Genomic DNA, 11753 nt, shown 5'->3' on the forward strand with positions numbered 1-11753 from the left:
CCTCATTTCCTTCGCGCGGGCGACCAGTGAGCCTTCCGAGCGTGATACTTGCAGTAGGACGGCATTCCGCCAGTCGGGTTGCCGCAGAAATAGAAATGCGCGTGCTGCAGCGGATCGCCGATCGGCCAGCGGCAAACCTTGTCAGTAAGCTCCGGCATCGAAAGCTTCAGCGGCTCCGGCTCCGGCAGATCCACAACCGTTTCGGGCCGGTCATCCTTCTCGAACATCGGATCGTCATCGGCGACGATGACGGGCTTCGTCTTTTCCTTTAGCGGCGCCGGCTGTTTCGCCGGCAGCCGCGGATTGATCGGCTTCTCCTTGGGCTTCTTGGCTGGCGCCGGAGGAGCTGCGACCTCAGCATGGCCGGCAAGCGTAATCTTGCTGCGAAGCGGAACCTTGGCGCGCTCGGCAAGCCCGATGATGGCATTGCGGGTGCAACCGCCGATCCGCTCCGCGATCTGGCCGGCGCTGAGACCGTCCTTCACCCCTTCCCGAATGCGGCTGATCCGCTCCTCGCGCGAAATCTTATCCCACATTGTCGCGCACCGTGGGCGGCAGGTTGAAAAGGCTGTTCGCCGCCGGGGTGTACGGGTTCAGCTGTTTGTTCAGGGTCCAGACGATGCCGGCGGCCTCGGCGGCATCGGCACTCGAGATGCCGATACCGAGACGTGCGCACATCAGCTTGGCCTCTTTCTTCGCATCGCCTGGCCGACCGTTACCGAGGAATTCCTTTCTCCATGTGCCTTGGGCGATGAACCGCACGGGGATGTTGAACCTTTCACACATCGCACATGCGATCATCGACATGCCGTAGATGCGATAGATCGACGAAAGGCTGGCGCCCTTCTCGGTCGTCTTGACCAGCGCATGCCCAGCCCATGTAGATGATGTGTCGACGACGGTCTTCTGCCGGACGTTGTTCGAAGGTAGCGGCGCCTCGATCGCCACCATCTCGACGCGGTTTTCCATCAGCCAGACGCGCATGAAGTCTTCGAAGAGCCGACCAATCTTCGCCTCGTGCGCCGCGTCGAGCGCCTTCTCATCCTCCAGGATGTTTCGCTTTCGGGTCGGCCCCTTGAAAGTCTGCGTGGTGATGACGCCATCCTTCATGACGGCGGCACCAGTCGTCGTCGCGATATCGAGCCCGCCAAGGATCATGCTGATGCCCCGGGGCCATAGATCGCGCGAAGCCGCGCATACCTGGTGACGTCTTCTGCAATCCAGCCGGTCCCGCGGTGATAGTTGATCTCGCCGCTGAGCACGCCAATGCGCTGCTCGTCGGTCATTTCCTCGCCGGGGCAATCTGTCGGCAGTTCGCCCTCTATGCCGGCGCAACGCGTGCAGATCGCCGCGCGCCATGTGCAGATCGCGCAGCGCTCCATCCTGCAGTCGCAGCGGCGGTAAAGATGCTTCGGGAAAATAATCATCGGTCCCCTTGAACCGGAGCGGATCACATTGGAGCCGCCCCGGCAGTCCCTTGTGGCTGCATCTCAGGCGGTCGCTGCTTCTGCGGCCTTTCGCGTCTCGATGTCGTTGTCATCCGGCCATTCCGGATCGGGCTCGCCAGTGCCTAGCCCGGTTGCCGGCGCCGCCGACGAACCTGCGGCGGCTTCATCGAAGACGTCGGGCTTGCCGGCCTGCTCCTTGCCTTCCTCGCGAAGGAGCTCCGCGGCCGAGTCCGGCCCTTTCTTGAACCCGCCGGCGAGGACGGCCTGACCTTCGTGCCAACCGCGGATCCATTCGTCGTAGGCTTCGGCGCCAGGCGCATGCGGCGGCTTGCAGTCCTCGCCCTTCATGCCGGCGCGCTTGCCGGCATCGAACGCCTTCTCGGCGGCGGGCCGGCGGTCGAGCTCGAACTCTCCCTGCGAGCCAATCGCGAGGCCTGCCCACCGCGCGATACGAATTTCTCGGTCCCGACGCTCCTTGAACTCCTTCTCGCCTTCTGGTGTTTCCAGCTGCTCAAGCAGCTTGATCTCGTCGAGACCGTTCTCGCCAAGCTCGGATTTGATGAGCCTGTCGTGATTCATGCGGGCGGCCTTCGCCGTCTTCTCGGCGTCGACCAGCCGGGTGCGCTTCTCGCCAAGCTGGCGCGTAAGAGCCTGCCGTTGATCGTCGCTCAGCTGCTCGAGAGTGCGATTGTCGCCGGGCCGCGGGCCGCCGGGGACCGGCGCCAGCTTTGGCTTGTTCTTGGATCCTTTCGGCCTTGCCAACGTCAGATCCTCCCCTTGAGCTCGGCCGCCGGCTTGAACTTCAGGGCGCGGCCGGCGGGGATATCGACAGGTTCGCCGGTGGAGGGATTGCGCCCCTTGCGCGCCTTCGTCGGCTTCACGCTGAAGATGCCGAAGCCGCCGAGATGCACCCGCTCGCCGCCAGCGAGCGTCGACGCGATATGATCGAGCGCCGCATCGATCGCTTCAAGCGCTGCAGCCTTGCTCGATCCGGTCTTGTCTGCGACCGCGGCCGCGATGTCCGATTTCGTTGTCATTTCCGCATTTCCTTCCGTTGTGCCGCTCATGCGGCGGTTGACGCCGGATTGGCGTTGAGTGAGACCACGATGGCCTCACCTCTCGGCTTTCGCGCATGCTCAACGACTTGACGGCACATCTCGACAAAGTCGCCGTCAGTCATTGCCTGCTTCGCGAAATTCACATTCTTCGTGACAAACTGGACATTGCCCTCGACATAACCGACTGAGCTATCGATCCTGTCGAGCGAAGCATTGCCTTCGCCGGCATTGCAGTAGCCGTGGTTGAACGCGAGAAGTGCTCCGGTCAACGCGCACTGCCATCCCTGCTTCTCGATCAGAGCGTCCAGATACTGGAAACTCAGGCCCCATTCGATGCAGCGTTTCACTGCCGATCTTTCCCATCTGGAGTATTCGGTTTTGGGAATGTGGATGCCCCCGCGCCAACACCGGCTGCGATGAGCTATTTGATCGCGCCTCTGGCAGTCCTTGCAGCGATGCTGCTCGCCCTTGTCCATGCTTATGGCCGAAACGGCAGATTCGAATCCGCAGTCACATCGGCAGTTCCACATCTGGTAACCTTTGACGACCTTTCCGATCGACAAGACGACGCGGTTGCCGTACCTGGCGCCGACGTAGCTCGGATCGCCGAGCCGTGATTTTTTTGGAAGCTTCTTTCCAAGAGTCCCCACGCTCACGCCACCACATGATTTTCAAACAGAGGCATCGCTTCCGGCTGCGGCATTAGCGGTAGGCCGCGTTTGCGCTTCACGCTTTCCGATTCGTCGTCGTCGAATTTCGTCGCCTCCTTGCCCCAGCTGATCCAGCCAGGCCGTGTCTTGCGGCTGAACAAGTCGAGCCGAGTGGACTTCGGCGAATGCTTCTCAACCATCCGATAGAATTCTTCTGGCTTCCGACTATGCTGCCTGGCGATCCCGTCGAAGATCGAGGGGAATGCCTTGTGGTGCGGATTGCCGATCGTGCCTATATGCACCGGTTCGTGCATCGTCCTCGACCGGTAGCCTGGCCCCATGCGAACCTTCCCGGTCCTGGTGGTCTTGCGCCATATGATGGTGGTCTTGTACGTGAATCCCCATGTCGTCATCACGGCTTGACGGTCAGCCAGCGGCATCCACTCACACGCCCACATGAGAAGAAGGCAGTCGCCGCGGGCAAGATGTCCGACCGGCAGCGCCATGATTTCCGATAGCGGCATCGTCTCATATTGAGCGGATGCCGACTTCTCGGCGCCAGCTTCGCTGTAAAGTTGAAAATCCCATGGGCAATCGATCGCGATTACATCGGCGCAGAACGGTCGCAGATTGCCGAAGGGCCAAATCATTCGGTCCCCTTCCGAACCATCATCACACGGCGCCCTTGCCGCAGGATCTGGTAGCCGTGCTCAGCCGAGCCATCCTCCAGTTGGCAGAGGTTGAAATAGAACGAGGTGTAGGCGATGAGAGGATCGCTCCTGGTCGGCACGAAGCCAGCATCGAACATCAGGTTGCCGACGGTTTCCCAGCGCCCCTCGTGCGCTTCTAGAACTCTCAGCAGTCGGTCCTTCGCACTCACCCCATAGTTCGGCGTCATGCTCATCCTCATGCGGACTCCTCGACTTGGGAGACATCGACGAGGCGGCCGGCATCCGTCACGCGGATGCGACGACGATCTTGGTAGAACTCCACCAGCCCGGCCTCGGCCAGCCGGGTCCAAGTCGAGCGCATGATCGGTGCTCGTTCACCGGCGGCGACGAGCACCTGACGGTTCTTTTCCAAGACGCCGTCGCTGTTGCGATTGCGAAGCCACTTCAACGCGGCGAGCATCGATCCCGACGGCTTCATGCGGCGCACCGCTTTCTCCGGTCCGGCAATCTGCTTCGGCGGCCCAGCAATCGATTTTGGAGGTATCCGAAGGCATCCTTCTCGACTTGGCGGATGCGCTCTTTCGAGACCGCGAATTGCGTCCCGAGTTCGTCGAGCGTCGCCATCTCATCGGACAGCCATCGCGCCTTGATGATCACTTGCTGGCGATCGGACAGATCGTAAATCGCCGTGCGAAGTTTTTTCGAAAGCTGGCCACCGTCGAGCGTCTTCTCCACGACCTCGTCGGGAAGAGGATCCGGTGAAGGAAGATTGTCGCCGAAGGTCGTCTCACCGTCGTCCGATACGCCAGCGATCACGGCGATCGGAACATCAAGAGAATAGGTCGGGCACGCGAGGCGTTCCGCCATTTGCGCCACCTGATCGGCGGTGACACCAAGCAGTTCCGCTACGCGCGCGACGATTTGGCTGCGCCCCCAGGTAGGGTTCAGAGCCTCGACTCGGTTGTAAACGGTGCGGCATTGGAAGAAGAGCCGCTTGCCCACCGTTGTCGCTTTCGCCCCGACCAGGGAGTAGTTCCGGAAAACGAATTCCTGGACGGCAGCGCGCACCCACCAGCTTGCATAGGTGCCGAACCGGATGCCGAGCTCAGGGTCGAACTTCCTGGCCGCCTGCAGAAGACCAAGCTGGCCTTCCTGCTGAAGATCTTCTTCCGACAACCCGTAGGACCGGAACCGGCGGGCCATATTCCCGACGAGCGGCGTATAGGCGAGGATCAGCCTGTGAAGCGCCTTCTCGTCGCCGCGATCTCGCCAGCGCCTGGCGAGATCGAACTCGGCCTCGCGACCGAGCATCGGCTGGCGGCCGCGACCGTGGTAAGGCACGTAGGGTGATGATGATTGCATTCCCCGTGCCCTCCAGAAGCCACGGTTGCGCGCCGCCGCCCGGCGCCGGCGTCTTATGCGTGTGCCGCGAGCTGGGCCCGCGCCCCGTCGAGCGCGTTGACGGTGATCTTGATCTGCGACAGTTCGGCCTGATATCCGGCCACGCGGGCGTCGCGGTCTTTCTTGGCGGTGGCAATAGCGGTCTCATAGTCGGTGTTCGCCTGCGCCATTTCCTGCTCGATGCCTGCGGCGTGCCGGCGGAGCGTGTCGATCGATTTGGCCAGCGTTTGCTTCGAACCGGCGATCAACGCCTTGGTGGTCGCCAGCGCCACCGGTTCATGAGCCAAGTTCTGCTCGCCGAGCGAAGCGACGATTTCGTCGGCCACCTGGTCGTGAGCGTCGTCAGGTTCTTTCACGACGCGAATCTTCGATGATGCCTGTGATGCCATATTTGGCCCTCCTGCTTTTTTTGGGTTGGAAGATTGCCGGGATCGAGGCTCCCGGCCGGCCTACTCAGGTCGCCACACCAAGCTACTGAACTGAGAGAAACGGCACCGCGGAGCCTGGGATCATGCTGGTCGGCAATGTGCCGTTCCACTTCTCCGCCTTGGTGAGCTCGACGAGCAAAGGATTATTGGATAGCGCGCCGGCACGCGCCTTGATGGCATCGGCCTCGGCGTCACCCTGCACTTTGGTAGCGTATGCCTTGGCGTCGGCTTCAGCCTTCACAGACTTCGCGCGGCCCTCCGCTTGGGTGACCGCGATATCGGCTTTGATCTTCTCCTGCTGGAGCGTCTGCTCCTGCTTCTGAACTTCGACCTGGGCGGTCATGCGCGCCTCCACGGCGTTCTCATAGGCGTCCGAGAAATCGATATTCTCGATCTGCACGCTATCGACCACCACGGGCCCGTCGACCACATCGGCCACCGCCTTCGAGACCTGGGCGTTGAACTTGGCGCGGTTCTGGATCACCGAGACTGCATCATACTGGCCGAAGATCGTCTTCACTTCCTGCGGCGCCTTGCGGGCGATCACTCTATCAGCGAGGGCCTCGACAGTTCCGTAGTTGGCGTAGACGTTCGCGACCTCCGCTTCAGGCACATGGTAGTTCACGGTGACGCGCATGTTAGCCGGCTGCTGGTCGCGACTATAGGCCTGCATCTCGGTTCGCTGCTCGGAACTGCATCCTTGCGCGCCGGGCGGGCAGTTCCAATAGACAACTTGCTGCTGCGTGCTCAATTTGACGACCGATTGGAACCATGGCGTCTTGAAATGAAGGCCGGGCCCGACGGTTTCGGTGTAGGCCCCATTGGTGAGGAGGACGCCGCGTTGCCCTTGGTCAATCGTGTACCAGGAACCTGACACCACAATCAGCGCTACCAGGATCAGAAGCGCGCCAGCGGCAATCGAAATGATCTGTCGGAGATTCATGATCTGTCTTTTCAGTTGGAGGATCGGCAAGCCGGGTTCAGTTTCTTCCGGCGGTCAACCTGTCGACGAGTTTCGCGACATCCTCGACGGTGACCAACGTGTCGAGCAGATCGTCGCTGATTTCTATGGCGAACTCCTTCTCGATCGCCATCGCCATGCTGATGGCGTCGAGGCTGTCGCCGAGAAGATCGGCTTCCAGTTTTGCTCCAGGAGCCACGTTCTTTTCGTCGACGCCCATAGTCTCGGCGATGATTGCCTTCAGTCGTGGATCAATTTCAGTTTCCGTGGTCACAGAGTACATTCTCCGATCAATGGCGAGCATGATCCTCTGATAGATCATCGCTCCCACGCCTTTGATGAGCCGCCGCATAATTCCCCCTGAGCCGACGCCTTTCGGCACGATACCTCGCCGCCGCGGCTTCCGGTTTTTCGCAAAACTCTTCGTACTTGATCATCAGTTTGATCAGGGTCTCCCCATCCACAAACTTCATGCACTGCCATCGATGCCAAATACGCTCCGCCATCGACTGGCGAATGCCTGCGCAGTCCGCCGCGTCATCCCTAGCCGATGTCCATGTATCGACGCGTGGACCGCGATGGAGCCACTTCGCCAGGGACTCAAGCCAGAAATTGGCCTGCTCCGGCGTCGACATGCCGGCAGTATCTGACAGCGCCCTCAACAATCGGGCATCACCATGCGATTTGGCGGATTCGCCAAGACTCTCGACGGACATAACTCAACTCCTTCGATTACAACTGGCCGCATCGAAGAAGACGGAAAGGAAACGCAATGCTCTCGATTGACGAACAAGCCCCAGCCTGCAAGCAAGTGCCTGATCGTCGCGGCGAGAGAAACCTCCTTGTGTGTTCAAGGACGGATACCCGTCCTGCCTGGTTGATCAAGGCGCAAAGCAATCGCGGAAACGACCGCCGTGTGCCGGCTCACCAGAACCCGATTTATGCGATAGCCAACGCACGCATCGCAGGCAGCCAGAAAGGCGCCATGACCCATGCACGCCGCATCGAATAGCCCGGCGCTCACGACGCGCCTCCATCGAAAAGACGCGCGGCGGCCAGATGGCCCAGGCGCGTTTTTCGTTTCTCAGCCAGGATCGCAATCATGCGTCCACCTTGGCGTTGGGATCTCCGCCGTAGAACTCGCCGTAGATATCGGGACGGAGATGGTGGCGCGAAATGCCGGTCAGCTGCTCAAGGACGAGCACGCGGTCTGGCGGCGCCTTCTTCCATTGCGAAATCGCCTGGGACGTGATTTCGACGCCCTTTTCCGCAAATGCCTTAGAGAGGCCGGTCGCTCCACCGGCCTTCTGTTTCGCTGCATCGAGGGCTTCTTGCATTGTCATGCCGGATTGAAAGCATATCTTTCATCCGTTTGCAAGCACCTCTGTCGAAGAAAGAATCGCTTTCAAATGGTATGATTCGCGCGATGACAAAACAGCCACGCAAAAGAACTCCGACAGCCGAAGCGCTGGCGATCGGCGAGAGGATCCGGAAACTTCGGGAAATCCTGGAACAGGACTCCCAGCAACAGTTCGCCGATATGCTGGGCGACGTGACGCGCGGTGCGGTCGGCAACTGGGAACAAGGTCAAGGGATCAAGCTGGAGAATCTCCAGCGGATCGCGACGGTGACGGATTGTTCGCTCGAATGGCTCGCAACCGGTCGGGGTGTCCCCTATCCCGTTCGAGGCATCGATCACGATATCAGCCTGCTTCCCCCGGAGGACCAAGCCGACCTGATCCCCGACATCAAGGCAATGGTTAACAGGCGACTGGAAAAGTACAAAAACCACTAGACGGGTTTGGCCGGTCATCGGCCCTTCCGAGGGCGCCCTTTCGCCAGGACGGCGATCACGGCCGCTGTAAGCATCATCAATGTCTTCTGGTCTTCCTCGCTGAGCGTCCGCATCAGCGGCCGGAAGATCTTTGCAAGCTCATATGTGAAATCAGGATCTTCGAACGTTTGCTCGAGCCGTTCGACTATCTCGCGATTCAAGCTGTTGCTGCCCTTCGACGCCTGAAGTCGTTCCTTCAGACGCGGCGGCAGCCTCACGTGAAAACTTGGCAGATCGGACTCCGACATGCCCGACTTATGGCCGAAACCTGCCGGCCCCGAAATGGTTCCAGTTTCTGCAGAAACAAGCATTTCTGGTACTATCTATCCCCGTTATCCACAGGCATATATTACATGTTGAAATATTCTGTTAAGGCATATATTACATGTTGAAATATTCTGTTAATCGGAGCCCAACAGTTGTAGTCGTATCAAAAAGGCACACCAGGAAGTTTCCAAGTGTCGTGTGCTTTGTGCAGGGGGTGGAAATGACGGAATGCGATCTGCCGCTGTTGGCAGGCCAAACATCTATCAGTAGCAGTCGGTATAAGCATTTGAGCCTGTTTAATATGAACGTGAGCCACGACGGGTTGAGTGCCGAATTCGGTGTCCTATTGTCCGACGATAAATCTATTGTCGCTAATATACCGCATTGGGAATTGGATGCTATTATCAGTCAGCTGCAATTTGCAGCCGGAGAAATGCGTCGCCGTCAAGGTATGCAATTGAACGGATCGCGTGACGCTTTACGGGATATTTGCGACAACGCGCTGACCCCGATCAAACACGACGTGCTCGTTCATCCTCAGAAAGGCGACATCGTTTTTCTTCACCGGTTCGAAAACCACGCACCAGTGGCCATCAAGATGAGTCCGACGGAGCTCAAGATCGCTCGAGCCAAGACCAATGCCGCGCTCGCGAGAATGGCCAACTGAAGGCTACAGCCCATAGGACTCTCATATAGATGGTCCTGCACACACAGCAGGGCCATCCATTTCCTGCGGCACAGTGGCACCGCCAAGCATGCGTAGAACCGATATACCCCAGGCTAGTTTTGCTTTCGCAGACCCTACTGCGCTGCACCTGGCATCCAAATGATTCGGTCGAATCGGAACGCGCCAGAGAAACTAGGTGTGATTGGTGCCTGGGTTATTCCTCGAGCTGCAAACTCATGATGAGGACGGGCCATCAACCCCGTCTGGTTCTGTCCCGCATTGGTGGGCCCGGGCAGCCGTTTGAGCATTCATCCACCGGAGCGATCGGAGCCGCGGGTCAACCCTCAAAGAAGACCGCCGCTTTTGGGTGCCAAATCGCAAGATGTTGGCGGGAGCCTCCGAGTCAGACCCAACATCTTGCGATTTTCTTCCCGAAAGCTGCCCAAAAAGATTGCGTCCTGAGGCATTCACCACTATATAAGCCATAGAACTTTTCCAGGTTCTTCTGCACTTTTTGGGCAGCTTTCACCCCGGCCGGATCACCCCGCCGGGGTTTCTTTTTGTTCACCACGAATCAGCCCAGGTCAATATTTTTTGTGAAAGGAATGCTTTCCGACGCTTGCGTATGTATGAAAGATATGCTTTCAATATCTGCGTTGAACGGATGGAAGTCCCTCGTACTCAAGGAGGCGCCGCCCGTGAAGGTGTGAAAACGGACCGCGACAAGGACGGGCGCCAATGCCCGTCCGGCTCGCCCGGGGAAGCAAGCATGTCTGAAATTTCATACCCAGCCGATATCGCGAAGGCGCGTGAGGTTTTTGCTGAGAAGTTTCCAGCCACCTTCATGAAGAAGGGTGAGCGCAAGAAGATCCCGCTGAAGGTCGGCATCGCAGACGATATCATCGCGGCTCTCCCAGAAATGAGCCCCGAGCTGATCAAGCGCGCCGTCGGAGATTATGTCTCCGGGCCCAAATATGCCCGCGCGATGATCGCCGGGCAGCAACGGGTCGATCTTCAAGGCCAGCCGGCCGGTGAGGTCACTGAGGCAGCGGTCAAGCATGCCAAGTGGCGGGAGAACAGGCGCCGCCAGAGCGCGCGGGATTATCAGAAGCTCCGCGAAAACATCAAACACCAAAAGAAGGGAGAACAGCCATGAGCAATCCGCTTGCCAGCCATCCGTTGACTCTTCTCGCCCTATGGGCCGGCATGGGCGTGATCTCCAGCGCCCGCTATGTCGAGGAGCGCGATCGGCGCCTCGCCCAGGAAGCCGAGCACTCGCTGGAAACACTTTTCCCGCAAGAGCTTCAGCAACAACTGGCTGCTCCGGTGGCGCCATGAGCACAGTGGTGCAATTGGTCGGCGGCATGTATCTGGTCGCCATAGGAATGACGGAGGATTCAATCCTCTGGGGCCTCGGACCTGCAGCTGTCGGTACGGTCGTCTTCTACTTCGGCATCGCCGGCGTCATGGGGTGGCCGATATGAGCAGCGAACAGAACGCCGCCCGCAATCGCGTCCTCGACGCGCTCACCACCATCCAGATGTTTGACACCGATCCGGTTTTCCGCGAGCTCGCCAAAGGTCGCTATCTGGCGATCATGGCCGCGGCCGCAGTCCCTTCACCGGTCTACCGCGCCGATGGCGGCGCCGACATCGTCATGAAGCACACAGCAATCGCGGGGCAATGATGTTCGCGGCCACCGCCTTGTATGACACCGAGCACAAGGAATGGTTCGTCGAGATGTACGGCCGTCGCCTCTTCGGCGCCGCCGATGAGCAGACCGCGCGCGCGACCGCGCTAATCCTGAGCGAGCTTCGGTCATGAGCAAGCTTTTCCTCCTCATCGGTGCGCTTCTGATGTTCGGCTGTGTCGGGCGTCGGATGTACCTCGACCTCACTGGCAAGTGGTCGCCGTTTGAATCGCATGTGCTGACCTGTTGGTTGGTCAGCCTGGGGGCCATCCTTTTCATCATTGGCATTCTCCTGGGTGCCGCCCCGTAACTATTTCGCCCGCAACTGAAACGCCAGCCCAAGGCAGCTCCATGTCCGAGAACGTCTATCGAATCGTCCGAATGGAATCGGAGAACATCAAGAAACTGAAGGCTGTCGCCATCGAGCCCGAAGGGAACGTGATCGAGATCACGGGCGACAACGACCAGGGCAAGACGTCGCTGCTGGATTCGATCTACTGGGCGCTCGGCGGCGTCGGCGCCATCCAGGATGACCCGATCCGACAGGGCGAGGTGAAGGCCCGCATCTTCCTCGATATCGGCTCTCTCCAGATCACTCGGCGCATCAATCGCACCGAGGATGGCAGCTTCAGCAGCACGCTCGTCATCGAGAACGAGGAAGGTATGCGCGCGCCATCA

The 11753-nt window shown here is 59.5% G+C and carries 26 protein-coding genes; 10 read left to right on the plus strand and 16 right to left on the minus strand.

Features of this window, described 5'->3' with window-relative positions; all coding sequences use genetic code 11:
• Window positions 1–2: 2 nt before the first annotated feature.
• The 14 genes from AU465_RS00475 to AU465_RS00540 form a co-directional block, all read right to left on the minus strand.
• The gene (locus tag AU465_RS00475) at window positions 3–536 is read right to left on the minus strand and encodes a GcrA family cell cycle regulator (RefSeq protein WP_192242912.1); all 534 of its coding nucleotides are present in this window, start codon (window positions 534–536) and stop codon (window positions 3–5) included.
• The gene (locus AU465_RS00480) at window positions 526–1158 is read right to left on the minus strand and encodes a hypothetical protein (protein ID WP_192242915.1); all 633 of its coding nucleotides are present in this window, start codon (window positions 1156–1158) and stop codon (window positions 526–528) included. Before AU465_RS00480 ends, AU465_RS00475 begins: the two co-directional genes overlap by 11 nt.
• Window positions 1155–1454 carry a hypothetical protein gene (locus AU465_RS00485; protein ID WP_192242920.1) on the minus strand — a complete coding sequence of 100 codons (300 nt, stop codon included), beginning with the start codon at window positions 1452–1454 and terminating at the stop codon, window positions 1155–1157. Before AU465_RS00485 ends, AU465_RS00480 begins: the two co-directional genes overlap by 4 nt.
• Before the next feature lie 36 nt (window positions 1455–1490).
• Window positions 1491–2210 (minus strand): hypothetical protein, encoded by a 720-nt coding sequence (locus tag AU465_RS00490; RefSeq protein WP_192242924.1) that lies wholly within the window; start codon window positions 2208–2210, stop codon window positions 1491–1493.
• A 2-nt stretch (window positions 2211–2212) separates the two neighbouring features.
• On the minus strand, window positions 2213–2485 hold the full coding sequence (locus tag AU465_RS00495; RefSeq protein WP_192242927.1) for an HU family DNA-binding protein: 273 nt from the start codon (window positions 2483–2485) through the stop codon (window positions 2213–2215).
• A gap of 26 nt (window positions 2486–2511) precedes the next feature.
• Window positions 2512–2853 (minus strand): hypothetical protein, encoded by a 342-nt coding sequence (locus AU465_RS00500; RefSeq protein WP_192242931.1) that lies wholly within the window; start codon window positions 2851–2853, stop codon window positions 2512–2514.
• A gap of 305 nt (window positions 2854–3158) precedes the next feature.
• Window positions 3159–3806, minus strand: a complete 648-nt coding sequence (locus tag AU465_RS00505; RefSeq protein WP_192242934.1) for an MT-A70 family methyltransferase — start codon at window positions 3804–3806, stop codon at window positions 3159–3161.
• A complete protein-coding gene (locus AU465_RS00510) occupies window positions 3803–4054 on the minus strand; it encodes a hypothetical protein (protein WP_192242937.1) in 252 nt (83 codons plus the stop codon). Before AU465_RS00510 ends, AU465_RS00505 begins: the two co-directional genes overlap by 4 nt.
• A gap of 8 nt (window positions 4055–4062) precedes the next feature.
• Window positions 4063–4314 carry a hypothetical protein gene (locus AU465_RS00515; protein ID WP_192242941.1) on the minus strand — a complete coding sequence of 84 codons (252 nt, stop codon included), beginning with the start codon at window positions 4312–4314 and terminating at the stop codon, window positions 4063–4065.
• On the minus strand, window positions 4302–5189 hold the full coding sequence (locus AU465_RS00520) for a sigma-70 family RNA polymerase sigma factor (protein ID WP_192242943.1): 888 nt from the start codon (window positions 5187–5189) through the stop codon (window positions 4302–4304). Before AU465_RS00520 ends, AU465_RS00515 begins: the two co-directional genes overlap by 13 nt.
• 53 nt (window positions 5190–5242) lie before the next feature.
• A complete protein-coding gene (locus AU465_RS00525) occupies window positions 5243–5617 on the minus strand; it encodes a hypothetical protein (RefSeq protein ID WP_192242945.1) in 375 nt (124 codons plus the stop codon).
• Window positions 5618–5699: 82 nt separating this feature from the next.
• On the minus strand, window positions 5700–6599 hold the full coding sequence (locus AU465_RS00530; protein WP_192242947.1) for a prohibitin family protein: 900 nt from the start codon (window positions 6597–6599) through the stop codon (window positions 5700–5702).
• A 37-nt stretch (window positions 6600–6636) separates the two neighbouring features.
• Window positions 6637–6921 carry an acyl carrier protein gene (locus tag AU465_RS00535; RefSeq protein WP_210324936.1) on the minus strand — a complete coding sequence of 95 codons (285 nt, stop codon included), beginning with the start codon at window positions 6919–6921 and terminating at the stop codon, window positions 6637–6639.
• Window positions 6908–7333 (minus strand): hypothetical protein, encoded by a 426-nt coding sequence (locus AU465_RS00540; protein ID WP_192242950.1) that lies wholly within the window; start codon window positions 7331–7333, stop codon window positions 6908–6910. Before AU465_RS00540 ends, AU465_RS00535 begins: the two co-directional genes overlap by 14 nt.
• A gap of 56 nt (window positions 7334–7389) precedes the next feature.
• On the opposite strand from AU465_RS00540, the gene AU465_RS00545 reads away from it, so the two are divergent.
• Window positions 7390–7629, plus strand: coding sequence for a hypothetical protein (locus AU465_RS00545; protein ID WP_192242952.1), 240 nt, complete (start codon window positions 7390–7392; stop codon window positions 7627–7629).
• Window positions 7630–7717: 88 nt separating this feature from the next.
• Here the strand turns inward: AU465_RS00545 and AU465_RS00550 are convergent, their stop codons facing one another.
• Complete coding sequence (locus AU465_RS00550; protein WP_192242954.1) at window positions 7718–7954, minus strand: transcriptional regulator; 237 nt, start codon at window positions 7952–7954, stop codon at window positions 7718–7720.
• An 89-nt stretch (window positions 7955–8043) separates the two neighbouring features.
• Between AU465_RS00550 and AU465_RS00555 the strand changes: the two genes are divergently transcribed.
• Window positions 8044–8412, plus strand: a complete 369-nt coding sequence (locus AU465_RS00555; protein ID WP_192242956.1) for a helix-turn-helix domain-containing protein — start codon at window positions 8044–8046, stop codon at window positions 8410–8412.
• 14 nt (window positions 8413–8426) lie between these two features.
• On the opposite strand, the gene AU465_RS00560 is transcribed toward AU465_RS00555, so the two are convergent.
• Window positions 8427–8762 carry an Arc family DNA-binding protein gene (locus AU465_RS00560; protein WP_192242958.1) on the minus strand — a complete coding sequence of 112 codons (336 nt, stop codon included), beginning with the start codon at window positions 8760–8762 and terminating at the stop codon, window positions 8427–8429.
• Between the two features lie 176 nt (window positions 8763–8938).
• Here AU465_RS00560 and AU465_RS00565 point away from each other — a divergent pair, with 176 nt between their 5' ends.
• The 8 genes from AU465_RS00565 to AU465_RS00600 form a co-directional block, all read left to right on the plus strand.
• Window positions 8939–9385 (plus strand): hypothetical protein, encoded by a 447-nt coding sequence (locus AU465_RS00565; RefSeq protein ID WP_192242960.1) that lies wholly within the window; start codon window positions 8939–8941, stop codon window positions 9383–9385.
• 514 nt (window positions 9386–9899) lie between these two features.
• A complete protein-coding gene (locus tag AU465_RS00570) occupies window positions 9900–10541 on the plus strand; it encodes a ProQ/FINO family protein (RefSeq protein WP_192242963.1) in 642 nt (213 codons plus the stop codon).
• Window positions 10538–10723 carry a hypothetical protein gene (locus AU465_RS00575; RefSeq protein WP_192242966.1) on the plus strand — a complete coding sequence of 62 codons (186 nt, stop codon included), beginning with the start codon at window positions 10538–10540 and terminating at the stop codon, window positions 10721–10723. The genes AU465_RS00570 and AU465_RS00575 overlap by 4 nt, the downstream gene beginning before the upstream one ends.
• Window positions 10720–10869: a hypothetical protein gene (locus AU465_RS00580; protein WP_192242969.1), complete on the plus strand. Its 150-nt coding sequence runs from the start codon at window positions 10720–10722 to the stop codon at window positions 10867–10869. Before AU465_RS00575 ends, AU465_RS00580 begins: the two co-directional genes overlap by 4 nt.
• On the plus strand, window positions 10866–11072 hold the full coding sequence (locus AU465_RS00585; protein WP_192242972.1) for a hypothetical protein: 207 nt from the start codon (window positions 10866–10868) through the stop codon (window positions 11070–11072). Before AU465_RS00580 ends, AU465_RS00585 begins: the two co-directional genes overlap by 4 nt.
• On the plus strand, window positions 11072–11209 hold the full coding sequence (locus AU465_RS00590; protein WP_192242976.1) for a hypothetical protein: 138 nt from the start codon (window positions 11072–11074) through the stop codon (window positions 11207–11209). The genes AU465_RS00585 and AU465_RS00590 overlap by 1 nt, the downstream gene beginning before the upstream one ends.
• Window positions 11206–11385, plus strand: a complete 180-nt coding sequence (locus AU465_RS00595; RefSeq protein WP_192242979.1) for a hypothetical protein — start codon at window positions 11206–11208, stop codon at window positions 11383–11385. Before AU465_RS00590 ends, AU465_RS00595 begins: the two co-directional genes overlap by 4 nt.
• 71 nt (window positions 11386–11456) lie before the next feature.
• Window positions 11457–11753 (plus strand): ATP-binding protein (locus AU465_RS00600; RefSeq protein ID WP_210324937.1); only part of this gene is annotated, 297 nt, incomplete at its 3' end.

Source organism: Mesorhizobium silamurunense (assembly GCF_014843905.1).
Taxonomy (GTDB): Bacteria; Pseudomonadota; Alphaproteobacteria; order Rhizobiales; family Rhizobiaceae; genus Mesorhizobium; species Mesorhizobium silamurunense.

What these genes read in the sequence shown, in the direction of transcription:
- AU465_RS00475 (WP_192242912.1), bottom strand. Translation starts at nt 536, where the DNA reads ATGTGGGATAAGATTTCGCGCGAGGAGCGGATCAGCCGCATTCGGGAA.
- AU465_RS00505 (WP_192242934.1), bottom strand. Translation starts at nt 3,806, where the DNA reads ATGATTTGGCCCTTCGGCAATCTGCGACCGTTCTGCGCCGATGTAATC.
- AU465_RS00545 (WP_192242952.1), top strand. Translation starts at nt 7,390, where the DNA reads ATGCTCTCGATTGACGAACAAGCCCCAGCCTGCAAGCAAGTGCCTGAT.
- AU465_RS00555 (WP_192242956.1), top strand. Translation starts at nt 8,044, where the DNA reads ATGACAAAACAGCCACGCAAAAGAACTCCGACAGCCGAAGCGCTGGCG.
- AU465_RS00520 (WP_192242943.1), bottom strand. Translation starts at nt 5,189, where the DNA reads ATGCAATCATCATCACCCTACGTGCCTTACCACGGTCGCGGCCGCCAG.
- AU465_RS00575 (WP_192242966.1), top strand. Translation starts at nt 10,538, where the DNA reads ATGAGCAATCCGCTTGCCAGCCATCCGTTGACTCTTCTCGCCCTATGG.
- AU465_RS00585 (WP_192242972.1), top strand. Translation starts at nt 10,866, where the DNA reads ATGAGCAGCGAACAGAACGCCGCCCGCAATCGCGTCCTCGACGCGCTC.
- AU465_RS00580 (WP_192242969.1), top strand. Translation starts at nt 10,720, where the DNA reads ATGAGCACAGTGGTGCAATTGGTCGGCGGCATGTATCTGGTCGCCATA.
- AU465_RS00595 (WP_192242979.1), top strand. Translation starts at nt 11,206, where the DNA reads ATGAGCAAGCTTTTCCTCCTCATCGGTGCGCTTCTGATGTTCGGCTGT.
- AU465_RS00535 (WP_210324936.1), bottom strand. Translation starts at nt 6,921, where the DNA reads ATGCTCGCCATTGATCGGAGAATGTACTCTGTGACCACGGAAACTGAA.
- AU465_RS00540 (WP_192242950.1), bottom strand. Translation starts at nt 7,333, where the DNA reads ATGTCCGTCGAGAGTCTTGGCGAATCCGCCAAATCGCATGGTGATGCC.
- AU465_RS00510 (WP_192242937.1), bottom strand. Translation starts at nt 4,054, where the DNA reads ATGACGCCGAACTATGGGGTGAGTGCGAAGGACCGACTGCTGAGAGTT.
- AU465_RS00530 (WP_192242947.1), bottom strand. Translation starts at nt 6,599, where the DNA reads ATGAATCTCCGACAGATCATTTCGATTGCCGCTGGCGCGCTTCTGATC.
- AU465_RS00480 (WP_192242915.1), bottom strand. Translation starts at nt 1,158, where the DNA reads ATGATCCTTGGCGGGCTCGATATCGCGACGACGACTGGTGCCGCCGTC.
- AU465_RS00525 (WP_192242945.1), bottom strand. Translation starts at nt 5,617, where the DNA reads ATGGCATCACAGGCATCATCGAAGATTCGCGTCGTGAAAGAACCTGAC.
- AU465_RS00560 (WP_192242958.1), bottom strand. Translation starts at nt 8,762, where the DNA reads ATGCTTGTTTCTGCAGAAACTGGAACCATTTCGGGGCCGGCAGGTTTC.
- AU465_RS00590 (WP_192242976.1), top strand. Translation starts at nt 11,072, where the DNA reads ATGTTCGCGGCCACCGCCTTGTATGACACCGAGCACAAGGAATGGTTC.
- AU465_RS00495 (WP_192242927.1), bottom strand. Translation starts at nt 2,485, where the DNA reads ATGACAACGAAATCGGACATCGCGGCCGCGGTCGCAGACAAGACCGGA.
- AU465_RS00565 (WP_192242960.1), top strand. Translation starts at nt 8,939, where the DNA reads ATGACGGAATGCGATCTGCCGCTGTTGGCAGGCCAAACATCTATCAGT.
- AU465_RS00550 (WP_192242954.1), bottom strand. Translation starts at nt 7,954, where the DNA reads ATGCAAGAAGCCCTCGATGCAGCGAAACAGAAGGCCGGTGGAGCGACC.